The 22,550-nt window shown below is 53.4% G+C and carries 20 protein-coding genes and 1 tRNA gene; 17 read left to right on the forward strand and 4 right to left on the reverse strand.

Features of this window, described 5'->3' with window-relative positions; all coding sequences use genetic code 11:
• Window positions 1-47: 47 nt before the first annotated feature.
• From deoB to mrdA, 3 genes are all read left to right on the forward strand, one after another.
• Window positions 48-1,271: a phosphopentomutase gene (gene deoB / locus FOV68_RS13715; RefSeq protein ID WP_010671093.1), complete on the forward strand. Its 1,224-nt coding sequence runs from the start codon at window positions 48-50 to the stop codon at window positions 1,269-1,271.
• A 26-nt stretch (window positions 1,272-1,297) separates the two neighbouring features.
• Complete coding sequence (gene deoD, locus FOV68_RS13720; RefSeq protein WP_010248951.1) at window positions 1,298-2,011, forward strand: purine-nucleoside phosphorylase; 714 nt, start codon at window positions 1,298-1,300, stop codon at window positions 2,009-2,011.
• Between the two features lie 219 nt (window positions 2,012-2,230).
• Window positions 2,231-4,102, forward strand: coding sequence for a penicillin-binding protein 2 (mrdA, locus tag FOV68_RS13725; RefSeq protein WP_109652130.1), 1,872 nt, complete (start codon window positions 2,231-2,233; stop codon window positions 4,100-4,102).
• A gap of 26 nt (window positions 4,103-4,128) precedes the next feature.
• Here mrdA and FOV68_RS13730 read toward each other — a convergent pair whose 3' ends face one another.
• A complete protein-coding gene (locus FOV68_RS13730) occupies window positions 4,129-5,448 on the reverse strand; it encodes a PAS domain-containing methyl-accepting chemotaxis protein (RefSeq protein ID WP_143991068.1) in 1,320 nt (439 codons plus the stop codon).
• Window positions 5,449-5,671: 223 nt separating this feature from the next.
• Between FOV68_RS13730 and FOV68_RS13735 the strand changes: the two genes are divergently transcribed.
• From FOV68_RS13735 to FOV68_RS13755, 5 genes are all read left to right on the forward strand, one after another.
• A tRNA-Phe gene (locus tag FOV68_RS13735) sits at window positions 5,672-5,747 on the forward strand.
• 463 nt (window positions 5,748-6,210) lie between these two features.
• The gene (locus FOV68_RS13740; RefSeq protein WP_109652137.1) at window positions 6,211-7,176 is read left to right on the forward strand and encodes a sensor domain-containing diguanylate cyclase; all 966 of its coding nucleotides are present in this window, start codon (window positions 6,211-6,213) and stop codon (window positions 7,174-7,176) included.
• A 743-nt stretch (window positions 7,177-7,919) separates the two neighbouring features.
• Window positions 7,920-8,084 (forward strand): general stress protein, encoded by a 165-nt coding sequence (locus FOV68_RS13745; protein ID WP_004571242.1) that lies wholly within the window; start codon window positions 7,920-7,922, stop codon window positions 8,082-8,084.
• A gap of 503 nt (window positions 8,085-8,587) precedes the next feature.
• The gene (locus FOV68_RS13750; protein ID WP_069025367.1) at window positions 8,588-9,070 is read left to right on the forward strand and encodes a ferritin-like domain-containing protein; all 483 of its coding nucleotides are present in this window, start codon (window positions 8,588-8,590) and stop codon (window positions 9,068-9,070) included.
• Between the two features lie 10 nt (window positions 9,071-9,080).
• Complete coding sequence (locus FOV68_RS13755) at window positions 9,081-9,587, forward strand: ferritin-like domain-containing protein (protein ID WP_031594042.1); 507 nt, start codon at window positions 9,081-9,083, stop codon at window positions 9,585-9,587.
• 80 nt (window positions 9,588-9,667) lie between these two features.
• Here the strand turns inward: FOV68_RS13755 and treF are convergent, their stop codons facing one another.
• Together treF and FOV68_RS13765 are read right to left on the reverse strand one after the other, a co-directional pair.
• Window positions 9,668-11,326 carry an alpha,alpha-trehalase TreF gene (gene treF / locus FOV68_RS13760; RefSeq protein ID WP_045139632.1) on the reverse strand — a complete coding sequence of 553 codons (1,659 nt, stop codon included), beginning with the start codon at window positions 11,324-11,326 and terminating at the stop codon, window positions 9,668-9,670.
• A gap of 350 nt (window positions 11,327-11,676) precedes the next feature.
• On the reverse strand, window positions 11,677-12,534 hold the full coding sequence (locus FOV68_RS13765; RefSeq protein ID WP_143991069.1) for an SDR family oxidoreductase: 858 nt from the start codon (window positions 12,532-12,534) through the stop codon (window positions 11,677-11,679).
• A 98-nt stretch (window positions 12,535-12,632) separates the two neighbouring features.
• Between FOV68_RS13765 and FOV68_RS13770 the strand changes: the two genes are divergently transcribed.
• From FOV68_RS13770 to FOV68_RS13805, 8 genes are all read left to right on the forward strand, one after another.
• Window positions 12,633-13,013 (forward strand): helix-turn-helix domain-containing protein, encoded by a 381-nt coding sequence (locus FOV68_RS13770; protein ID WP_010248931.1) that lies wholly within the window; start codon window positions 12,633-12,635, stop codon window positions 13,011-13,013.
• Between the two features lie 781 nt (window positions 13,014-13,794).
• Window positions 13,795-15,207 (forward strand): cytochrome ubiquinol oxidase subunit I, encoded by a 1,413-nt coding sequence (locus FOV68_RS13775; protein WP_143991070.1) that lies wholly within the window; start codon window positions 13,795-13,797, stop codon window positions 15,205-15,207.
• A gap of 1 nt (window position 15,208) precedes the next feature.
• Complete coding sequence (gene cydB, locus FOV68_RS13780) at window positions 15,209-16,213, forward strand: cytochrome d ubiquinol oxidase subunit II (RefSeq protein WP_010248926.1); 1,005 nt, start codon at window positions 15,209-15,211, stop codon at window positions 16,211-16,213.
• Between the two features lies 1 nt (window position 16,214).
• A complete protein-coding gene (locus FOV68_RS13785; protein ID WP_064689978.1) occupies window positions 16,215-16,388 on the forward strand; it encodes a DUF2474 domain-containing protein in 174 nt (57 codons plus the stop codon).
• A 218-nt stretch (window positions 16,389-16,606) separates the two neighbouring features.
• The gene (locus FOV68_RS13790; protein WP_109652143.1) at window positions 16,607-17,476 is read left to right on the forward strand and encodes a helix-turn-helix domain-containing protein; all 870 of its coding nucleotides are present in this window, start codon (window positions 16,607-16,609) and stop codon (window positions 17,474-17,476) included.
• Between the two features lie 217 nt (window positions 17,477-17,693).
• Window positions 17,694-17,888 carry a hypothetical protein gene (locus FOV68_RS13795; protein ID WP_143991071.1) on the forward strand — a complete coding sequence of 65 codons (195 nt, stop codon included), beginning with the start codon at window positions 17,694-17,696 and terminating at the stop codon, window positions 17,886-17,888.
• 330 nt (window positions 17,889-18,218) lie between these two features.
• Window positions 18,219-19,001, forward strand: coding sequence for a siderophore-interacting protein (locus FOV68_RS13800; protein WP_143991072.1), 783 nt, complete (start codon window positions 18,219-18,221; stop codon window positions 18,999-19,001).
• A gap of 73 nt (window positions 19,002-19,074) precedes the next feature.
• Window positions 19,075-19,614 carry a PadR family transcriptional regulator gene (locus tag FOV68_RS13805; protein WP_115759159.1) on the forward strand — a complete coding sequence of 180 codons (540 nt, stop codon included), beginning with the start codon at window positions 19,075-19,077 and terminating at the stop codon, window positions 19,612-19,614.
• Window positions 19,615-19,622: 8 nt separating this feature from the next.
• Here the strand turns inward: FOV68_RS13805 and FOV68_RS13810 are convergent, their stop codons facing one another.
• Complete coding sequence (locus tag FOV68_RS13810; RefSeq protein WP_010248912.1) at window positions 19,623-19,919, reverse strand: SelT/SelW/SelH family protein; 297 nt, start codon at window positions 19,917-19,919, stop codon at window positions 19,623-19,625.
• Between the two features lie 239 nt (window positions 19,920-20,158).
• On the opposite strand from FOV68_RS13810, the gene FOV68_RS13815 reads away from it, so the two are divergent.
• A complete protein-coding gene (locus FOV68_RS13815; protein WP_143991073.1) occupies window positions 20,159-22,531 on the forward strand; it encodes a TonB-dependent receptor domain-containing protein in 2,373 nt (790 codons plus the stop codon).
• Window positions 22,532-22,550 lie beyond the last annotated feature (19 nt).

Genomic DNA, 22,550 nt, shown 5'->3' on the forward strand with positions numbered 1-22,550 from the left:
GATCGCTTTTTTTTGACTTGTCACGCGCCAATGCGCAGGAGACTTGCATGAAACGTGCTTTTATTATGGTTCTCGATTCCTTTGGAATTGGCTCCAGTAAAGATGCCGATAAATTCGGCGACGCAGGTTCGGATACGTTAGGTCACATCGCCGAAGCCTGTTTCAGGGGTGAAGCAGACAAGGGACGTAAAGGCCCATTGCATCTGCCTAATCTTACCGCGCTGGGTCTGGGCAAAGCCGCAGAGCTGTCGACCGGCCGCTTCCCGGCAGGTCTGGATCCTGAGGCGAAAATCACCGGCGCGTACGCTTACGCCAGCGAGCTTTCTTCAGGTAAAGATACGCCGTCAGGCCACTGGGAGATCGCCGGTGTGCCGGTGCTGTTTGACTGGGGCTACTTCAGCGACAAAGAGAACAGCTTCCCACAGGAGTTGCTGGACAAACTGGTCGAGCGCGCAGATCTGCCGGGCTATCTCGGTAACTGCCACTCATCAGGTACGGTGATCCTCGACCAGCTGGGCGAAGAGCACATGAAAACCGGCAAGCCGATTTTCTATACCTCTGCGGACTCGGTGTTCCAGATCGCCTGTCACGAAGAGACTTTTGGTCTGGATCGACTCTATGCGCTGTGCGAAATCGCCCGTGAAGAGCTGACCGAAGGTGGCTACAACATTGGCCGGGTTATCGCCCGTCCGTTTGTGGGCGACAAAGCGGGTCAGTTCGAGCGCACCGGCAATCGTCACGACCTGGCAGTTGAGCCACCATCCGCCACCATGCTGAAAAAGCTGGTGGATGAGAAGGGCGGTCACGTGATCTCCGTGGGTAAAATCGCCGATATCTATGCTGAGCAGGGCATTACCAAAAAGGTCAAAGCGACCGGTCTGGATGCGCTGTTTGACGCGACGATTCAGGAGATGAAAACTGCGCCGGATCAGGCGATTGTTTTCACTAACTTCGTTGATTTCGACTCAACCTGGGGACATCGTCGTGATGTTGCCGGTTATGCGGGCGGGCTGGAGCTGTTTGACCGTCGTCTGCCTGAGCTGATGGAATTAGTCGGAGAAGATGACATTCTGATCCTGACCGCTGACCACGGCTGTGACCCGACGTGGGAAGGCACTGAACACACGCGTGAGCACATTCCGATTCTTATCTACGGACCGAAAGTCGAGCCGGGTTCACTCGGTTACCGCGAAACTTTCGCCGATATTGGTCAGACAATTGCACACTATTTTGGCCTGTCCGAGATGGACTATGGCAAGAACATGCTGTAAATCAGCAATTTAATAAGGATTAAACAATGGCAACCCCTCATATTAATGCTGAAATGGGCGATTTCGCAGACGTCGTGCTGATGCCTGGCGATCCGCTGCGTGCAAAGCACATCGCTGAAACCTTCCTGGAAAATCCGGTAGAAGTGAACAACGTGCGCGGGATGCTGGGCTACACCGGCACCTATAAGGGCCGCAAAGTCTCTGTAATGGGCCATGGAATGGGTATTCCTTCCTGCTCCATCTACACCAAAGAGCTGATCACCGACTTCGGCGTGAAAAAGATCATCCGTGTGGGCTCCTGTGGTGCCGTGCGTGCCGATGTAAAACTGCGTGACATCGTGATTGGTATGGGTGCCTGCACCGATTCCAAAGTGAACCGTATGCGTTTCAAAGATCACGATTTTGCTGCGATTGCTGACTTCGACATGGTGCGTAACGCGGTTGATGCGGCGAAAAACCTGGGTGTTGAAGCGCGCGTAGGTAACATCTTCTCTGCCGATCTCTTCTACACTCCGGATCCGCAGATGTTCGACGTGATGGAGAAATATGGCATCCTCGGCGTTGAGATGGAAGCTGCAGGTATCTACGGTGTGGCCGCAGAGTTCGGTGCTAAAGCGCTGACCATCTGCACCGTATCAGACCACATCCGTACGCATGAGCAGACCACCGCTGCTGAGCGTCAGACCACCTTCAACGACATGATCAAGATTGCGCTGGAGTCTGTTCTGCTGGGTGATTAATCAGCGTGGCAGGCATTGACGCCTGCTGCCCGATCCCCCTGTGCAGATCCCCCTTAACCGGGGGATCTGCATTTTCCCGCCTCGCCGTCCCGGTAACATTCACATCAAATGACACACTTTTGCTCAGGCTTGTGCATCTTCGCGCTGGCACGCCCGCGATCGCGCTTTATCATGGTGCGCAATAACAGATAATAATTAATCGCCTGATAATGCCCCCTGATGAACTTTCGTAACTTCGAAGCTGAAGAGAAGCTGTTTGCCCGCCGCGCTGCAATAGCCTTTGCTCTGGTCTGTCTCTGTTTCACCATTCTTGGCGTAAACCTTTTTCGCTTACAGGTGCGCGACCATGGCTATTACCAGACGCGCTCTAACCAGAACGACATCAAAATGATCCCCATTGCGCCGACGCGTGGGCTGATTTATGACCGCAATGGCATTCCGCTGGTGCGAAACGTCAGCTGGTACGCCATTACGCTGACGCCTTACAAAATCAGCGACATGGATGCCACGCTGCGGGCACTCACGCCGATCGTTAATCTGACGCCGGACGAAATCGACACCTTCCGCCATGCGCTGAAGCAGACCAGCCGTTACAAGCCGGTGGTGCTGAAAGAGGAGCTGACCGAAGAGCAGGTCGCCCGCTTTGCGGTCAATCAGTTTCACTTCACCGGCGCCAGCATTGAGACCTACCAGGATCGTGAATATCCCTATGGCGCGGATCTGGCGCATGTGATCGGCTATGTGTCGAAAATCAACGATAATGACTATAAACGGCTGAATGCGGAAGGCATCGCCGAAAACTATGCGGCTGACCATAACATAGGTAAGCAGGGGATTGAGGGCTATTACGAAGCGCTGCTGCACGGCAAGCCGGGTTATCAGGAAGTGGAAGTGGATAATCATGGCCGCATTGTGCGGGTGCTGAAAGAGGTACCGCCGGTCGCGGGTAAAAACCTGACGCTGACGCTGGATCTGCACCTGCAACAGTATGTGGAAAGCCTGCTGGCGGGGCAGCGTGCGGCGCTGCTGATTGAAGATCCGCACGACGGCTCCGTGCTGGCGATGGTCTCCAGCCCCAGCTACGATCCCAATCCGTTTGTGAAAGGCATCAGCTATCAGGCCTACAAAAAGCTGCTACAGGATAAAGACCTGCCGCTGATTAACCGCGTTACGCAGGGACTCTATCCGCCCGCCTCCACGGTGAAGCCTTACATGGCGATGTCGGCGCTGCTGACTCATGTGATTACGCCGCAGTCGCAATTCTTTGGCGCACCTACCTGGACGCTGCCAGGCACGGACCGGCGCTATCGTGACTGGAAAAAAACCGGGCACGGCATGCTGGATGTGACGCGGGCAATCGAAGAGTCCGCCGACACCTTCTTCTACCAGGTGGCGTTCATGATGGGCATTGATCGCATTCACACCATGCTCAGCCAGTTTGGCTATGGCAAATCGACCGGCATTGACCTGAATGAAGAGTACAGCGGCTTACTGCCGAGCCGGGAGTGGAAGCAGAAGGTGCATAAAAAGACCTGGTATCAGGGCGATACGGTGTCCGTTGGTATCGGACAGGGCTACTGGGTTGCGACACCCATTCAGATGGTGAAAGCGATGGTGGCGCTGATTAATAACGGTCGGGTTATTGCCCCCCATCTGCTGGAGAAAACCCAGCGCGGCACCCTGGTGGAGAACTACCATCCCAGGCTGCATGAAGCGCAGATTGGCGATCCTCATTCACCCTACTGGTCGCTGGTACGCCATGCGATGTTTGGCATGGCTAATGCACCCAACGGCACCGGTTATAAATATTTCCACACGGCACCTTATGGCATCGCCGCGAAGAGCGGGACGTCGCAGGTATTCAGCCTGCGCCAGAACCAGACCTATAACGCGAAGATGATACCAGTACGGCTACGTGACCATATCTTCTACACCGCCTTTGCGCCCTTTAATGACCCGAAAGTGGCGGTGGCGTTGATACTGGAGAATGGTGGCAACGAAGGGATTACTGCGGCACCCGTGATGCGGGCAGTTCTGGATCACATCTTTATTCCGCCGACGCCAGAAGCGCCGGTTCAGGCAACACCTTAAAAGGGGGCGGTTGCCCCCGCAGCGCGTCAGACTTTAAGCGTTTTGGTCACCTGACCGATGGCGCGTACTACATCGGTTGCGCCTTCACGGATTTCCGCAATCACGCCGCCCGCCTCCTGGGCCAGCTGTACGCCCTGATCGGCGCGCTTCAGGTTGGATTCAATCCCTTTCAGTGCCCGGCTTGCCAGCAGATGGTTTTGCTGTATCCGATTTTCGATGTCGGTGGTGGCGCGGTTGATGTTTGCTGCCAGCGTGCGGACTTCATTAGCCACTACCGCAAAGCTGCGGCCATGGGTTCCGGCCCGCGCCGCTTCAATAGCGGCATTTAACGCCAGCAGGTTAGTCTGATCGGCTATCCGGCGGATACCTTCCACAATCGCACCGATACGCTCTGAGGATTCACTCAGGCCGGTAATATCACCGGAGATCCCCTGCAGTTCACCCGCCAGGGCGTTCATGGTCTGCACGCTGCTGGCGATAACATCGGCACCCAGCTTTGTGCTTTCATCCGTTTGCAGCGCGGTGTGATAAGCCCGCTGTGCCGCATCATGTTCCTGCTGATTCTTTTCCACCTGCGTGGTCACATCGGTGGCGAATTTCACGATTTTGTAGAGCCTGCCCTGTTCGTCAAACACCGGATTATAGGTGGCGCGCAGCCAGATAGTCTCACCCCGTTTATTGACCCGGGGAAACTGGCCTGAGACAAACTCGCCGCGGTTCAGCTGCTGCCAGAACTCGCTATATTCGCGGCTATCGCGCAGCGCCTGCGAGCAGAAGCGACGGTGGTGAACACCTTCTACCTCCTCACGACGATAACCCATCGTTTTCAGGAAGTTGTCATTGGCTTTCAGCACTTCACCTTTGAGGTTAAAAGCGATCACCGCCATCGAGCGTTCTATGGCGGTGGTGATGGCGCGCTGCTCCTGCGCATCGTTGATATGATCGGTGATGTCGGTTGCCAGTTTGACGATTTTAATCACCCGGCCATGGCGGTTCTGCACCGGTACATAGTTGGCTTCGAGCCATACCGGTCGGCCGTTTTTCGCTACGCGCAGGAACTTATCGCTGAAGCTTTCGCCCCGGTTCAGTCGCAGCCAGAAATCCTTGTACTCCCGCGACTCAAGCTGCTCTGCGGTACAAAACAGACTGTGGTGCTGGTCTTCGATCTCAGCCAGCGTGTAGCCCATGCGCGCCAGAAACAGCGCATTCGCGCTGAGAATGGAGCCATCGGGAGAGAATTCAATCATGGCGATGGAGCCGTTGAGAGAGCTCAGCGTTGCCGCTGAGTGTGAACGCTTCTGCCAGCTGTGACGGGAAGCGATACCTGATGTAATGGTGGAAAACATGGCGATCCTTATTATTAGTGTTGGTCTCGCATGCTATATCGGCAATTTCGCCTCACAATGCAGACTCTGCCTGCCTTCTGACTAAAATATATCCGGCCAACAGAGAGGTTTATGGCGGCAGGTCAGACCCACTCTTTGGGTTGATGGAAAAGCGGTCAGTCGATTTGATTTTGGTGAAAAGCGTTTGACGCTGCCGGGCCGCTTTGGTTTAATGCGCCCCGTTGCCCGAATAGCTCAGTCGGTAGAGCAGGGGATTGAAAATCCCCGTGTCCCTGGTTCGATTCCGGGTTCGGGCACCATCTTTAAAGAACCCGCCTCTGGCGGGTTTTTGCGTTCTGGAGCGAACCCGTTATCGAAGGTTCGATTCACTCGCCACATCCCTGTGGCTCGCCCTCTGGGTCGCGCGAAGCCGCGCGATGCAAAAATGCTCCCGGCATTTTTGTCCGGGTTCGGGCACCATCTTTAAAGAACCCGCCTCTGGCGGGTTTTTGCTTTTTTAAGGCCACCCGATTCGCTATCTCCCCGAACATTCCGAATTTCACCTCTCCCAGGCCCATTCCACTTCTCAACCCTGTAGCAACACAAACAGATTTCATGGCGAAATCAATTTGCCGCTTCGCCTCTGTGCTGCGTTGCCAGACTGGCACCGCCTGATATCCTGTCCAGCCTGCAATTGACCGCGGCTAATCGTGTTTTATAAGCCACCCTTTACAGAATCAGCCTGACAGGCACAATACCCCTTTTTCCTCCTCTTACACGGTTATGTCAGAAGAAGCGCTGCGTCTGCAGATACAGAACCTCAAAAAGCACAATGCGCGTCTGAAGCGTATAGCGCATGACGCCCGCACAAAACTCAATGCGGCGCTGGATGGTACCGGGCTGTTCCTGTGGCAGCTGGATATTCCCAGCGGCAAACTGGTGATCTTCAACCGGCGCTGGGGGGCGATGCTGGGCTTCCAGCCGAAAGAGACCGACGCCAACTTTGAATCCTGGAAAGAGAGCCTGCATCCCGATGATGCCGCCGACGTTTTACAGGCATTCAACGACCACATCGCCGGGAAAGCGCCTTATTACGAGGCTCTGCACCGCATGATCGCCAAAAATGGCAGCATTACGTGGGTGCTGGATCGGGGCCGGGTCAGCGAATGGAATGCGCACGGAGAGCCGGTTAAAGTGATCGGCACTCACATCGATATGACCAAAGAGAAGCAATATGAAGAGCAGCTCGCCCTGCTGGCGCTGCACGATCCCCTTACGCTGCTCAACAATCGTCATGCTCTGCAGAATTATTTCTGTGAAATGAAAACTCAGGGACCGCTCTGCGTGGTCTTTATTGACCTGGATAACTTTAAACACGTCAATGACACCCTGGGGCACCGCAGCGGAGATGAAGTCCTCATCCAGTTGAGTCAGCGGTTTACGGAACTCTCTCCGGCAGAAGTGATCATTGGCCGACTGGGCGGCGACGAGTTTGTATTGTTAATACCCTGGGCGCTGAACCATCCGCGGGTAAAGAAACTGGCGCACGCCTGTCTTGACGCGGTAATGACACCTTTTGATATGGCAAACGGGCATGCACTCATTGGGGCGTCTGTCGGTGTCTCTCAGGCGCAGGACAAAGAGGACTTTGATACTGCACTGCAGCGTGCTGATGAAGCGATGTACCGCATCAAGAAAAATGGCAAGCGCGGTGTCGCTTTTGATTCCGATTTTCCCGACTCCCTCTGACTCTGCTGAACAGGGTATATGTTTTGCCTGCCATTAACGCACTATCTCCCTCATGAATTTGCGCCATCTCATTCATAACGTTGAGTTACCCTTTTCACAGGCATGCAAAATTTATGCTTATCCCCACAGAAAATGCTTTTTAGTACTATTCCGAAAAGACGTTTTTTACCCTCAGGAAGCAGAAATTCATCCGCTTCGCTTAGATTCAAATTTCATCGCTAAATCTGCCCTCTATCGTTAATAAAAATTTTCATTAAATCAGCATAATTGATCGTTTATTGATCGATTCAGGCTATTTTTACCTGATGTCATCAATGCGTCACGCTTCGCTTATTTTTAACGTAAAAGCAGGGTTTCAGATTTCTATTTAGCGCTTCGCTTGGGGAAATTGATCGTTTGTTGATCATCTTCACTACCTGATGTTGATTAATCTGTCTATTCACCGCTTCGCTTATATTTTTTTCAATTGGACTTTTTTTGAAAATGATCGATTAATAGGGCGCGGCGATTTTTGTTATAAAGGTTTTTCATGCCGCGGCTCTTTTATGAATTCAAAAGAGCGATGGTTGGAATCCGTTATCATTTTGGTTGAGAGTAGTACGTTCAATAAACCAGAACTGTGACGGGTTTTTTATTTATCTCACTTGATCGGCCCGATTTTCTGTCTACATTTATGTTGCTGAATCGGCCTGATGAAGCGTTAGCTGTGCAAATTCTATTTTTAAAAATCAAAGAGGACGCATATGACTCAATATCGCGGTGGGGCCGGGAATTTTGCGGCCGACAAAGAGCGTGCTGCTGAAGCAGGACGCAAAGGTGGCCAGAAAAGCGGCGGCAACTTCAAGAACGATCCTGAACGTGCCATTGAAGCGGGGCGCAAGGGAGGTAAGGTTAGCCGCCGGAGCTGAACGTCTTTAACACTGCTGTGACGGCAGGGTTACTCTGTTAGCCGGGCATTTTGAATCTATTTAGTTCTTTTGTAAGATAATTGCCATCTGAATTATGCCAGTGCTGAATCATTAGCCATGGCCGGAACTGTTAATTAAACCGGAAGGGTTTTCCCTTCCGGTTTTTTATTTCCGCTAGGTTAAAGCTATACGGATTAATAAAACTTTGTACAGGTAAGTTTTAGACTGGTACTTTTTTATGCAGTTAATCTTATAAAATTTATACAACGATTTCTTAGTTTGTACAATTACAACGCCACTAGCGAAGCCGCAAAGATAAAAACAATTTTCCAGCTAAATGTTTGCTGCAAAAAGGAAATTGCATTTTGCATGCCACTTTTGTATTAAATTCATACTGATGTGGCGTGCGATATTAAAAATCTCCACTAGACTTTTCAGGTGTCAACGATATGACTGGCGCTGCGTTATTACAGACGCAGCTTTTTAATCAATGAGGCTATCTTATGACAGTGAAAACGTTAAACGACCTGTTCATCCATGACTTATCCGATGTATACAGCGCTGAGAAGCAGATAACCCGTGCATTGCCTAAAATGGCGCGTGCAGCCAGTGACGAAAATCTTATCGCTGCGTTTAATCAGCATCTGGAAGAGACCCGTGCTCAGATTGAACGACTCGACGAACTGGTGGAAGTAACACCTGAAGTCAAAATCAAACGAATGAAATGCCATGCGCTGGAAGGTCTGGTTGAAGAAGCGCAGGAAATTATCGACTCGGTCGAAAAGGGCGAGGTTCGCGATCAGGGGCTGATCGGTGCAGCGCAGAAAGTTGAGCATTATGAGATTGCCACCTACGGTACGCTGCATGCGCTGGCGCTGAAGCTGGGTTACACCAAAGCCGCGCAGCTGCTGGAAGAAACCCTGAATGAAGAGAAGCAAACGGATGAGAAGCTCACCTCGGTAGCCGACTCTATTACCGTCTCTTAAGGAGCAACACATGACTGCGATTGAACATTATCACGACTGGCTGCGCGATGCGCATGCGATGGAAAAACAAGCAGAAAGCATGCTGAGCAAGATGTCAGGTCGTCTTGAACACTATCCGGCGCTGGAACAGCGTCTGGCGCAACATCTGGATGAAACTAAACATCAGCTGACTCTGCTGGAACAGCTGCTCGACAGCCACGGTATCGATCACTCTGTAATGAAAGATGCGATGGGCAAAATGGCAGCCACCGGCCAGGCCGTGGGCGGCATGTTTAACTCAGATGAAGTGGTGAAGGGCGCTATCAGTGGCTATGTATTCGAGAATGCCGAGATCGCCAGCTACACCAGCCTGATCGCCGCGGCTGAGCAGGTCGGTGATGCGCAGGGCGTACGCATACTAAGTGAGATCCGCGATCAGGAAGTGGCGATGGCGGAGTGGCTGCTGCAGCACCTGCCTGAAGTGACACAGCAGTTCCTGCAACGTGCGTCACAACCAGGCACTGAAGCGAAGAAGTAGCGCTGAATAGGCTGCATGAAACATGAAAAAGCCGGGATAGCCCGGCTTTTTGCGTTTTAAAGGTTTACAGGCTGCGATACTCAGTCAGCCATTAAATGCCCATACATCGTCATCAGCTTACGTGTAACGCCGTTAGTCCAGCCGAATCCATCCTGTAACGGATACTCACCACCGCCGCCTGGGCGGGCGCGCTCGCCGCTGATGTCATACTTCTCTACCAGCTTATGGTGCAGCTGATAGAAGTTATTGACCGTGTTGAGCCAGTTCACGGCCACTTCAGTCGCCAGCGTCTCTTCACCGTAATTATTCAGGCCAACAACCGCCATCCACTGCATCGGTGCCCAGCCGTTGGGTCGATCCCACTGCTCACCGCTTTCCACCATTGAGGTCAGCAGGCCGCCGTTGCTTAATAGCAGATGGCGCAGCGAGATCGATTGCAGGTGCGCCTGGTGCGGCGTCGCAAGACCGACAAACAGCGGAACCACAGAGGCGACGGTAAAGGCACCGAAACGCTCACGACGCCAGTCGTAATCACGGAACACACCGGCGGTGCTGTCCCAGAGATAACGGGTAATCGCACGCTTGCGCGCTTCGGCTTTTTTCTGCCAGGCCAGCGCAGTCAGCTCTTCGCCTTTTGCGTGCGACAGAGTAGCGATCATCAGTTCCAGCTTGTACAGGAACGAGTTCAGATCGATAGGAATAAACTGCGTGGTACGGATGCTCGACAGCCGTTTCGGGTTACGCAGCCAGCGCGAGGAATAGTCCCAGCCCGATTCCGCTCCGGCACGCAGGTCACGATACACTTCGCTGGCCGGACGTTTCGATTCGCGGGCGGTTTCCACATCTTCAATCCACGACTCATCACGCGGCGTATCGCGGTCATCCCAGTAGCGGTTGAGCAGTGAGCCGTTTGGCATCCGCACCACGTGGCGATAAGCCTGGTTCGGCATCAGCGAACCGGCACCATCCATCCAGAACTGATACTCCTTCATCAGCTGTTCCTGATAGCGCTTAGCACCGCGCACGCCATCTTCTTCGAACAGCTCAACCATCAGGGCAAACACCGGCGGCTGCGAGCGGCTGAGATAATAGGTACGGTTGCCGTTTGGCACATGACCGTAGTTATCGATCAGCCAGGCAAAGTTATCCGCCATGTGACGCAGCAGATCGTCGCGGCCCGATTCTGCCAGGCCGAGCATGGTGAAGTAAGAATCCCAGTAGTAGGTTTCGCCAAAACGTCCGCCCGGCACCACATAGGGTTTGGGTAACGGCAGCAGCGATGAGTGCGGCATATGCTGCTGCGGCATTTTGGTCAGAACCGGCCACAGGTCGTCAATATGCTCATTGAGCGTTTTATCCGGGTTGGAGACATAAAAGCTTTCGTTTACGCCAGGCAGATAAAAGTGATCGGCGACAAAACGCGACAGGTCAAAATCACTGCTGCGTTTCTGTCGACGATAGCGCATCAGCACATCCAGCGGATCGTACTTGGGCGAACAGTCGGGGAAGGTTTTGCTGTCCTCGAAAATCCGCGACATCTGAACATGTTCAAACAGTTCCAGATAACGATCGGCAGGGGTCAGCGCATCCGGCGCCGGCAAGCCTTCAATCAGCTCCGGCTCCGGTTCAGAATCCTGCATGCGATCCAGCTTCAGTTCATGGGGATCGTATTGATACTCAACTTCCGCCCCGGCACGAACCTCTTCAAGTGCATTTTGTTGCTGGCGATGGGTATTAATAACGGCCTCCTGAGCGGTCGTGGTTGCACAAAGGACAAATTATAGACCTCTCATCCCGCGGAACAACAATGCAGAATATCTATGAACGTAATAAATATTGTCGATTAATCGAGGTTTTTGGATAAATTCCAGACAATTCAACCAAATATAGCGCTGTTCACAAAAAACGCATTTCAGATGAATCTCTTAGCGACCTGAATAAAAAAATTTAACCTGAAGAAAACTGGCTTTTATTCACATTTTGTAAAAGAAACCGCAGCCGCAAAGAGTGCAGAAAGTGGCATACCCAACGGGAATACGGCAGGAGAGTGAGGTGAGCGGACCCGATTGCCCGCTCATGAACGACAGAATTAACGGTTCGCCAGCGCCGCGCGAATGACAGCCTGCCAGGTGGTGGTAGGGCGACCGATGAGCTGGCTCAGCTGACGGGAGTCATCGAACAAACCACCTTTCTCTGCACCGGCATCGGAATCTGCCAGCATTTCCGCCAGACCTTCTGGCAGGCCTGCATTTTTCAGCGCCGCCGCAAACTCACTCTGAGAGAGATTGACGTAATCGACCTTCTCACCGCTCTGTGCGGCAATCTCTGCAGCAAACTGCGCCAGCGTGTAGCTGTCGTCGCCTGCCAGTTCATACACTTTGCCCGCCTGATCCTCTCGGGTCATCACTTCTGCCGCCGCTTCAGCATAATCCTGACGCGCTGCCGAGGCGATACGACCTTCACCTGCTGCGCCAATAAACGCATGATGCGCCAGCGCCGGTGGGATGCTCGCGGCGTAGTTCTCGCTGTACCAGCCGTTACGCAGCAGGGCGAACGGGATACCAGAGGCTTTCAGCAGCGCTTCTGTTGCACGGTGTTCAACGCCCAGGCCCAGCGGCGAGGTATCTGCATGCAACAGGCTGGTGTAGGCGATAAAGCCCACGCCCGCCGCACGAGCAGCCTCGATGACGGCTTTATGCTGCGTTTCACGCTGGCCCACTTCACTACCGGAGATCAGTAGCAGCTTATCCACGCCTGCAAAAGCGGCCTCCAGCGTCTCTGGCTGGCCATAATCGGCCTGGCGGACAATGACGCCCAGCGCCGCAAGATCGGCCGCTTTGGCAGGCGTACGGACGGCGGCAATAATTTCTCCCGCCGGGACTTTTTTCAGTAATGCATCGATAACGATACGGCCAAGCTGGCCGGTGGCACCTGTTACTGCAATCATGTTATTACTCCCGTGGCTGTTGGTGAAATTCAGACTAGTGTATAAACTAATTTTTAGTAAGTACTTACAGAATTGTTAGTTTGAGATGGGTAAGTTAAATGTCTGAAAAAATGAGTGAAAAATTTATCCGCGGCGAATTGCTCAACGTTAACTGCCCGTCACGTGACGTGCTGAAACGCGTGACCAGCCGCTGGAGCGTATTAATTCTGCTGGCCCTGCAGGACCAGACGCTGCGCTTCAGTGCGTTGCGCCGGACGGTCGGTGGCGTCAGCGAGCGGATGCTGGCGCAGAATCTGCGCTACCTGGAAGAAGATGGCTTCGTGCAGCGTATCGCCTACGATGTGGTGCCACCGCACGTGGAATATCGCTTAACCCCGCTTGGACGCGAAGTCGGTGAACAGGTTGTGGGACTGGCTGACTGGCTGGAGCTGAACCTGAGCCGGATTCTGGCACAGCGCGAAAAATCTGCGGCAGAGTAAAATCACCCTGTATCAGCCGTCATAACGTGATGGCATGGGGATACTCACTGCAAAATTTCTGACTCCATTTGTCTGTCATATGACTTCCTGAAACCGTAATAACGTAACGGCAGCGCAAATAATCCCCGCGGTCTTTTCGCACGGTTGCTGGTTATTAAATCGTTTTATGAATCTCTGGCCCGGAATAATCAACTGCCCGTAGCGCGCTGTTAATTCATACCTTCTTTTTGACTCATTTTATTAACATCTCTTATGGCGCTTAAAAGCGCCGTTCTGCGTTTTTTCTGTCAGAAGTTATAGCTGCATTAGCCAGGCAAAAGCAAAAAAGCAAACAAAGCGGCAGAGGTAACAACTTACTCTTTTAACCTGTTAAAAAATAAGGGGATTAAATTTGTTGTCTCTAAAATTTGACCTTTACTCAATCAGGGTTTATAACAAAATAGTGCCTGAAAACAGCCTGTTGAAGGAATTTTCCAGGCAAGATTCGCCTTAGCGCGAGCGATTTTTAAAGTACAAATTACCGTAACATTAACGACACATAAACACGCTCTGATTAACCTTTAGGCCTTATTTTTAAATAAATAATTCCCGTCAAAAACAATGATCAGAATCAATAAAGACTGTTATAGTTTTCATTAACCCCACTGTTTCTATTTCCTCGCCGCGAATAGTTTTAAATTTGCGGCGGGAATTTCAATAAGCGCAGAGAACCAGGCGCATCAGGCTTAAGTTGTTAATTATAAGTAAATACATGGTGTTCTATGTGGCAAAGAGGTAAGCAATGTTCGGATTAGATGCCTTTCATCTGGCCAGGATTCAGTTCGCATTTACTGTTTCCTTCCATATTATCTTTCCCGCCATCACTATCGGTCTCGCCAGTTTTCTGGCTGTGCTCGAAGGTATGTGGCTCAAAACCCGCGATCAAACCTATCGCGATCTCTACCACTTCTGGTCGAAAATCTTTGCCGTTAACTTCGGCATGGGTGTGGTATCAGGACTGGTCATGGCTTATCAGTTTGGGACGAACTGGAGCGGCTTCTCGGAGTTTGCTGGCAGTATCACCGGTCCGCTGCTGACCTATGAAGTACTGACAGCGTTCTTCCTGGAAGCGGGCTTCCTGGGCGTGATGCTGTTTGGCTGGAATCGCGTGGGGCCCGGGCTGCACTTCTTTGCCACCTGCATGGTCGCTCTTGGTTCGCTGATTTCCACCTTCTGGATCCTGGCCTCTAACAGCTGGATGCATACGCCTCAGGGCTACATCATTCAGAATGGCATCGTGGTTCCGCAGGACTGGTTCAAAATCGTCTTTAACCCCTCATTCCCTTATCGCCTGTTCCATATGTCCGTAGCGGCGTTCCTGGCGAGTGCTTTCTTTGTGGGATCGTCGGCGGCCTGGCATCTGCTGAAGGGGAATAACAATCCCGCTATCCGCAAGATGTTCTCAATGGCGTTATGGATGGCACTGATTGTCGCGCCGATTCAGGCGATGATTGGTGATGCTCATGGTCTGAATACGCTGGAACACCAGCCTGCCAAAATCGCGGCGATTGAAGGGCACTGGGAAAACCCACCGGGGGAAGCCACACCGCTGATCCTGTTCGGGATCCCCGACATGGAGCAGGAACGTACCAAATATGCGCTGGAGGTGCCTTATCTTGGCAGCCTGATTCTGACGCATAGCCTGGACAAGCAGGTCCCGGCGCTGAAGTCCTTCCCGAAAGAGGACCGGCCTAATTCAACGGTCATCTTCTGGTCCTTCCGCGTGATGGTGGCGCTGGGCCTGCTGATGATTACGCTGGGCGTGGTCAGCCTGTGGCTGCGTTTCAAAGGGCGTCTCTATGAGTCGCGTCCTTTCCTGTGGTTTGCGCTATTGATGGGGCCGTCGGGTCTGATTGCGATTCTGGCAGGCTGGTTTACTACTGAAATCGGTCGTCAGCCTTGGGTGGTCTATGGCGTGCAGCGCACGATTGATGCGGTCTCGGCACATGGGGACATGCACATGAGCATCAGCCTGCTGGCCTTTATTCTGGTCTACAGCTCGGTGTTCGGCGTGGGGTATCACTACATGATGCGTCTGATTAAGCAGGGCCCGGTTACCGGCGAAGGCCATATCACCGAAGAGGGTGGTCCTGGCCAGAAGAAAACCCCGGCGCGTCCGCTTTCCGCTGCCACCTTTAAGGATGGAGACCACTAAGATGATCGATTATTCCGTTATCTGGTTTGCGATTATCGTTTTCGCAACCCTGATGTATATCGTGATGGATGGCTTCGACCTGGGTATTGGTCTGCTGTTCCCGTTCAATAAAGATGCTGGCGAGCGCGACATGATGGTTAACACCGTCGCGCCGGTCTGGGACGGAAATGAAACCTGGCTGGTTCTGGGTGGCGCTGGTCTGTTCGGGGCGTTCCCGCTGGCCTATGCGGTGATTGCCGATGCGCTGTCGATTCCGCTGACCGCTATGCTGATTGGCCTGATTTTCCGTGGTGTCGCCTTTGAGTTCCGCTTCAAGGCGGTAGAAGGCCATCGGGCGTTCTGGGACAAGTCGTTTATTGCCGGTTCAGTCATCGCCACCTTCAGTCAGGGTGTGGCCGTGGGTGCGTTGCTGGATGGTATTCCGGTTGAGGGACGTCGTTTTGCCGGTTCCGCAATGGACTGGCTGGCACCGTTCCCGCTGTTCTGCGGCGTGGGTCTGGTTGTTGCCTACGCGTTGCTGGGCTGCACATGGCTTATCATGAAGACCGAGAACGAGCTGCACCGTAAAATGTCTGCGCTGGCTACGCCGCTGGTGATTGCGCTGTTAGTGATTATCGGCATCATCAGCCTGTGGACACCGTTTGCGCATGCTGATATCGCGCATCGCTGGTTCAGCAAACCCAACCTGTTCCTGTTCCTGCCGGTTCCGGTATTGGTGCTGCTCTGTTCGTGGGGCATTGTGCGCGCCATTAAACGCGAGGCGCACTATTCACCGTTTCTGCTGACGCTGGCGCTGATCTTCCTGGGCTTCTCAGGGCTGGGCATCAGTATCTGGCCAAACATTATTCCGCCATCAGTGACCATCTGGGCTGCCGCCTCACCGCCGCAGAGCCAGGCCTTTATGCTGGTGGGTAGCCTGTTGATTATCCCGATGATCCTGGGCTACACCTTCTGGAGCTACTACGTGTTCCGTGGAAAAATCAAAGCAGACGCAGGATATCATTGATATGAAAAGCCTCAGCAGCATGAAAGACCACAATCACAATCAAGAAACGAAAGCGCCATGGTGGAAGCGTGTGATGTGGCTGGTGTTTATCTATGCCGCCAGCGTACTGGCGCTGGGCGTTGTCGCCTCGCTGTTTCGCATGATGATGACAGCGGCCGGAATGCGCAGTCATTAGTTGTCGCAGGCTCCGTCTTACAGCTATCCGGCGCAGTTTTTATCAATAATCAGAAGGCTGACGACAGTCAGCCTTTTTTAGTTAGTAACCTAAGCAATTAATGCGGAAACGCCCTGAACGGGCGCGCAATGCTTACCCTTTCCTTACACCGATTTGCGATTTTTGTTATCCTTTTGTAACTGAAATCCCAGTCCTAACCCGCGTCGTAAATCGCCATCATGCTCAGTCAGGCCATTAAAAAACAGCACATCAACGATCTGGTCGAGTGGATTGAAGCCAATCTCACCGACGATCTCAATATCGATCAGATTACCCTCAAGTCAGGTTATTCCAAATGGCACATGCAGCGCATGTTTAAGGAGATGACCGGACAGACCCTGGCGGCTTACACCCGTAAACGGCGTCTGACGATGGCCGCTATGGCGCTGCGTCTGACGCGCATGACGCTGATCGATATCGCCGTACGTTTTGGTTTTGATAACCAACAAAATTTTACCCGGGTATTCAAAGGTCACTTTTCGTTGACGCCTGGTGCGTTTCGCCGTATCCCCCATTTGCCGGTTAAAAACTTCCATGGTCGCATTCTGGTGCGATCGCTGGCAGAGCGTGCAACGCTGGTGGAGCGTGAGGAAGAGCTGCATCTGTGCGGAGAGACGCTGGAGTGGGAGTGTAAGTTTGGCGATTACATTGCCGATCGCGATCACCGGGTGGCTGAACAGGCGCGGCAACTGGTGTCGCTGGCGGGCGGCCGCGTGTCGCAGGGCTGGTTAGGCTTTCAGTATGGCCCCGGCCATAGCTCTGCTGATCAGCAAAATATCAGCCTGCTTCAGGCGCTGGAGCCGCAACATGCCGGGTTGCTGGGTGACGACACCGCCAGCTGGAGCGAGGTTCGTGGACTCTATGCGTCGATCCGCTGGAGCGGCAGCCCGGAGCAGCTGACACGCTTTATCGAGGATATCTACTATCAGCATCTGCCGGCACTGGGTGTGTCACGTCGTCCCGGTAAAGATCTGCTGCGTCTCGATTTTGCGCACTGTAAGCCCGACTGGCTGAGCGGCGTTTTTTCTATTCCGGTGATGCAGGCGTAGCCAGCAGGGCAGGGCGAGTGGCTCCCGGCTCCCTAATGCATAATTCGTGCGGTAAACCGTGACAAACCGCACGATTTTATAAAATAACTCGCCGTTCTGGCGTAAAATCCTCTCCCGAAACCCTGCCATGCCTGAATCATCGAGCATCTGTGCCAGGGCTGGAATATTTACCTGCATTTCAGGCCTTTTCTGGTCAAAAAAACAAACGAAGACAACTATGCGACGCTTAATGATTTCACTGATCCTGGCATTGCCTCTCATGGGGATGGCACAACAGGCTGAACCTTTTTCACCTCCTGCCGGACTGCATCCGCACTCTCAGGCCACCCAGCATGAAATTCTGGGTGATGGTGAACTGCCGGAACACACCAGCAGCAATCCTTCCCTCTCCGGATTCAACGACACACTGTAAGTGGTCATGCGCTGCCATAATGTGTGGCGCAACATCATGCCCGGCTCGTCAGGAGCCGGACAGTTTCCGCCTTCTCTGCCTGCCCCCGTAAACACGCCGCACCTGCTGCTTACCTCTCTCTGAACGCTCTTATCAGGGCCGCTCTTCGCCTGCACTGTGCACACCCGTACAGGCATAAAATATATCTTAAGCCGCTGGATCGCATTTTTCGTTCTTGTAGTGAAGATATATCATAGCTAATCTTGGCACTTCAGATGAGAATGATTGTTATTCCATGGTTATCAGCATGCCTTGAGTCACGGGCATCCATCCCATTTCAGGAGAGAAATTTTGCCTGTATCAGCCGATCAGCGTATACCACAGCGCGTCCGTAATGAATTGCGTTTCCGCCATATCCAGGTCGCGAGTAAAACTAACATTGCCGTTAAATTCTGGCGCATCCGGTTCAGCGGCAGCGATCTGGCGGGCTTCACGTCGCCAGGCTTTGATGACCACATTAAGGTTTTCTTCCCTTCCGCTGAAGGGGCCACACTGGCTCTGCCACAAATCACCGATGCGGGGATTGTCTGGCCTGAAGGGCTGCGTCCGCAGGCGCGCGATTACACACCGCTGGAATTCGATGGTGAATCTTCACTGACCCTCGATTTTTATATTCATCAGCAGGGCGTAGCCAGTGACTGGGCAACTCAGGCACAGCCTGGCGATCGGTTGATTGTCGGCGGGCCACGCGGCTCGCTGGTGGTGCCGACCGATTACGCATTCCAGCTCTACGTCTGTGATGAAACCGGGTTGCCGGCTTTTGCGCGCCGTCAGCGTGACGCCCGGGCGCAGGCGCTGCATCTCTATGCCTTTACCAGTGAAGCGACGGGCCGCGACTATTTATCTGATACGGCTGATGTGACGACAAACTGGCTCGGCAGCGGCCAGATGCAGAAAGCGCAGCTCAGTCAGCTGATTGCCCGGCTGGATCAGATCTCTATCCCGACGGAAGATTACTTTATCTGGCTGACCGGCGAAGGTGAGTTTGTTAAAGCGCTGTGTGACTACTTCACGGTGCAGCGCGGCCTCAAAAGTGACTTCGTGCGGGCGGTGGCCTACTGGCACCAGAAGTAAGCCGCTAAGGCAATTGAGTTTTGCCAGGCAGCGCACTACCATCAATTCCACTTTTTTCGCAGCAGGGCAGGCCATGAAACAGCATCCGACTTCCACTTCATCTGACGATCAGACTGCGCGCGCAGGCAGTTGCAGCGGACGGCGCAAGCGACGTGAAAAGATGCTGGAAGCGAGCGAGATTCGCCTGCTGATGCTCCATTTCCTGGCGCAGAATGCCGCACACGGCTATGAGCTGATCAAGTCTGTTGAGGAGCTGTCAAAGGGAGAGTATTCGCCCAGTCCGGGGATCATTTACCCCAATCTGACGCTGCTGGAAGAGATGGAGGCGATTCAGGTGGTGGATGCGCAGGCAACGCGTAAAGCCTACCGCCTGACGGCAGCGGGAGAAGCGCAGCTGGCAGAGAACCGTGAAACGGTCACCAGCCTGATTACACGGCTCTCTACGCTGGCAATTCTGGTCAATAACCGCAGCATTCCTGCTGTTGAGCAGGCGATTCATGGGTTGAAGGTCGCGCTGAACCGGCGGCTTGCGCAGGAAGATATCTCAGAAGCCGCGCTGCAGACGCTGATTAAGGCGCTGCACGACGCGGCAGAAAAAATCACCCACAGCTAATAGCGGACTTAGCTGACTTCAGTTTTGTGTTTGTCGATGTGGCCCAGCGTACGATCCGGGAAGCAGATGTCCCGCACACGCTGTTTCAGCGTGGTTGCATCCGGGAAGCCACCATCCCGCTTACGTTCCCACAGCAGATGCTCATCCAGCGTAATCTCAAAGATACCGCCGGTGCCCGGTTTCAGCGTCACTTCCGCCAGATCCTCAGCGAAGGTATGCAGAAGTTCCTGTGCCATCCACGCTGACCGCATCAGCCAGTTGCATTGCATACAGTAGTGAATAACAACCACAGGTTTTTGCGCCATAACTCTATTCCTTTACGTGTTGATAAATGCCAATGCATTCGGGTTAACAATTTGTGCGCTGTGGTTTATATCTAAATGTAAATAAGATTGATAATGATTATCAGTTGCATTAAATTCCGGGCGATAATTACTACACCAGCATGATGTTCTGACTTTTCACGGCTTTTATGCGGAGCCGTTTTACTGTTGCCAGCAAGCAAGTGAGCGAATACTAACAATTAATCAGGTAATTCGCGCCTATGTCACCACGTTTTCGGAGATTGACGCAACCGCGTCTGACTCAACTGGCGTTGCTCGCCACCTTCATCAATACCACCTGCACTTATGCTGCGGGCAGTGAATCTGCCACGCTAACCCTTTCTGACCGCTATGGCAGCAGTGCCGAACCGGTAATGACGGTGACGGCACCGGAAATCAAAAAAACGGCAGGCAGTAAAACCTCTCTCTCTGCCAGCGATCTGCAACAGCGTGGTGCCACTGACTTTGGATCGATCATGCGCTATGAACCGCTGATCAGCGCTACCGGTACCCGTGGCGGTTCATCAGCCGGTAAGAGCGGTTTTGATCGGGCCGGTTATACCGGCTACAACATTCGTGGCCTAGAGAGCAACCGAGTCGGTCTGGATGTGGACGGCATTCCGTTGCCGCAGGCCACTGGCCGCAGTTATGTAGGACGCGCAGGTCTCGACAGCTTTGGCATTGGTCGCGATTACATCGATCCTTATATGTTTGGCCGTATTGAGATTGAGAAGGGCGCCACAGCAGTGGATCAGCCGAACACCTCGATTGGCGGCAACGTCTCGTTCCGTAATAAGTCTCCCGACGATTACCTGCATCCCGGAAAAGCGACCGCATTCAGTTATCAGAGCGACTATGACTCATCCAGTCGCAGCTGGCATAACGGCATCACCGCCGCTGCCGGTGACGATGAACTGCGCGGCATCTTTGTTTACAGCCGCCGCGACGGTCAGGAAACCCGTAATAACAGCGGCACGCTCGATGCTTATCCGGCCAACTGGCACTCCGACGCCTTTATGACCTCCGGCATCTGGCAGCCCAATGATGCTCATAAGCTCAGCGCGACGGTCGATTACTATCACAAAACCCACCACAGCCATTACGACAGCTGGAGCACTTCAGGCAATACAGTTTGGGGAACGGCCCAGCAGCAGAGTGATACCCGCCGCTGGGGCATCAGCCTGGCGGATGAGTACACGCCTTACAATGACCTGATCGACAGCCTGACGACCCGCATTTACTGGCAGCAGACCCAGGCGCATGACAACACCCGGATGCCGTCGAGTGCCACCGCCAGGCAAACCGTCTATTCCGACTACAATAGCGACAGCTACGGTTTTGACGCCCGCGCGCTCAAAAGCGTCGGGCGACATGAACTGAGTGCCGGGCTGAATGCGCGCCTGGTGGATACTGAACGACCTTTCCGTCAGTCACCACCCGCCAGTGCTTTTACTGCGATCATGCAGCCGCAGGCTGACAGTCGTAGCTACACCGTGGGCGGTTATCTGCAGGATACCATCAGCTTCGATGCTGACGGACATCGGGCGGCCATCGTGCCGGGCGCGCGCGTGGCCTATCAGAACACCCGACCGCGTGATGTGGCGACGCTGACCACGAACAGTAGCGTGCTCGACGCCAGCGAAGTCTCAGCGCTCTATGGATCGCCAAACAGCGACACCCAGATATTGCCGTCGATCGCCTTCCAGTACGATCTCACACCGAAGCTGATGACTTATCTGCAATATACCCGTGGCGCGCAGTTCCCCAACGATACCCAGCTTTATGGCTCATGGAACCTTGGCTCCAGCTATGCCGGACCTGCACAGTATGCGCTGATTGGTAATGCAGACCTGAAAACCGAAACCAGCAACAACTACGAGTGGGGTGTAAAAGGAGAGGTGGCAAAAGGCGTCACGCTTAACGCTGCCGCTTTTTATAACGACTATAAAAACTTTATTGCCTTTACCCGCTACAGCCGGGCGGCTAATCCGGGTCAGTTCGTCAATGTGCCCGCCAACATTTACACCACCTATCAGGCGGAGAACCGCGATAAAGCCTACATCTACGGGGCTGAAATCAGCAGTAAAGTGAACTTCGGCAGCTGGTTCAGCGAGGTCGAAGGTCTGAGCGCCAATCTGGCGTTTGGTTACACGCAGGGCGCGGCAAAGTCGAGCTACCTTGGTGACCGCTATATCGACCTTGAGAGTGTTGCCCCGATGAAAGCGATCGTCGGACTTGCCTGGGATGATGAGGCGCGCGGCTACGGTGCCGCCGTTACCGCTACCTTTGTCAAAGGTAAGCAAGCCAGCGCGACTAACCGCGAAAGCTTCGCTAACAACGGCAGCAGCCTGGCCGACTCCAGCACCGATTACATGCGGGTGCCGGGTTATGGCATGGTGGATATGACCGCTTACTGGCGTGTCGCGCACAACGTCAGGCTGAGTGGCGGGCTTTACAACATAACCGATCGCAAATACCGGGATTACCTCAGCAGCCGTGAACTGACCAGCGCCACTCAGCAGGAGCGCAACGATCAGGCACTGGCCGTGATGCCGGGCCGTACTTTCCAGTTAGGTGTTAACGTCGATTTTTGATAGCCGTCGCCCTGCGCTG

Source organism: Pantoea sp. paga (assembly GCF_007558755.1).
GTDB lineage: Bacteria > Pseudomonadota > Gammaproteobacteria > Enterobacterales > Enterobacteriaceae > Pantoea > Pantoea agglomerans.

Coding starts and splice junctions, on each gene's coding strand:
- deoB (WP_010671093.1), top strand. CDS start 48: ATGAAACGTGCTTTTATTATGGTTCTCGATTCCTTTGGAATTGGCTCC.
- deoD (WP_010248951.1), top strand. CDS start 1,298: ATGGCAACCCCTCATATTAATGCTGAAATGGGCGATTTCGCAGACGTC.
- mrdA (WP_109652130.1), top strand. CDS start 2,231: ATGAACTTTCGTAACTTCGAAGCTGAAGAGAAGCTGTTTGCCCGCCGC.
- FOV68_RS13730 (WP_143991068.1), bottom strand. CDS start 5,448: ATGTTTTCCACCATTACATCAGGTATCGCTTCCCGTCACAGCTGGCAG.
- FOV68_RS13740 (WP_109652137.1), top strand. CDS start 6,211: ATGTCAGAAGAAGCGCTGCGTCTGCAGATACAGAACCTCAAAAAGCAC.
- FOV68_RS13745 (WP_004571242.1), top strand. CDS start 7,920: ATGACTCAATATCGCGGTGGGGCCGGGAATTTTGCGGCCGACAAAGAG.
- FOV68_RS13750 (WP_069025367.1), top strand. CDS start 8,588: ATGACAGTGAAAACGTTAAACGACCTGTTCATCCATGACTTATCCGAT.
- FOV68_RS13755 (WP_031594042.1), top strand. CDS start 9,081: ATGACTGCGATTGAACATTATCACGACTGGCTGCGCGATGCGCATGCG.
- FOV68_RS13765 (WP_143991069.1), bottom strand. CDS start 12,534: ATGATTGCAGTAACAGGTGCCACCGGCCAGCTTGGCCGTATCGTTATC.
- FOV68_RS13770 (WP_010248931.1), top strand. CDS start 12,633: ATGTCTGAAAAAATGAGTGAAAAATTTATCCGCGGCGAATTGCTCAAC.
- FOV68_RS13775 (WP_143991070.1), top strand. CDS start 13,795: ATGTTCGGATTAGATGCCTTTCATCTGGCCAGGATTCAGTTCGCATTT.
- cydB (WP_010248926.1), top strand. CDS start 15,209: ATGATCGATTATTCCGTTATCTGGTTTGCGATTATCGTTTTCGCAACC.
- FOV68_RS13785 (WP_064689978.1), top strand. CDS start 16,215: ATGAAAAGCCTCAGCAGCATGAAAGACCACAATCACAATCAAGAAACG.
- FOV68_RS13790 (WP_109652143.1), top strand. CDS start 16,607: ATGCTCAGTCAGGCCATTAAAAAACAGCACATCAACGATCTGGTCGAG.
- FOV68_RS13795 (WP_143991071.1), top strand. CDS start 17,694: ATGCGACGCTTAATGATTTCACTGATCCTGGCATTGCCTCTCATGGGG.
- FOV68_RS13805 (WP_115759159.1), top strand. CDS start 19,075: ATGAAACAGCATCCGACTTCCACTTCATCTGACGATCAGACTGCGCGC.
- FOV68_RS13810 (WP_010248912.1), bottom strand. CDS start 19,919: ATGGCGCAAAAACCTGTGGTTGTTATTCACTACTGTATGCAATGCAAC.
- FOV68_RS13815 (WP_143991073.1), top strand. CDS start 20,159: ATGTCACCACGTTTTCGGAGATTGACGCAACCGCGTCTGACTCAACTG.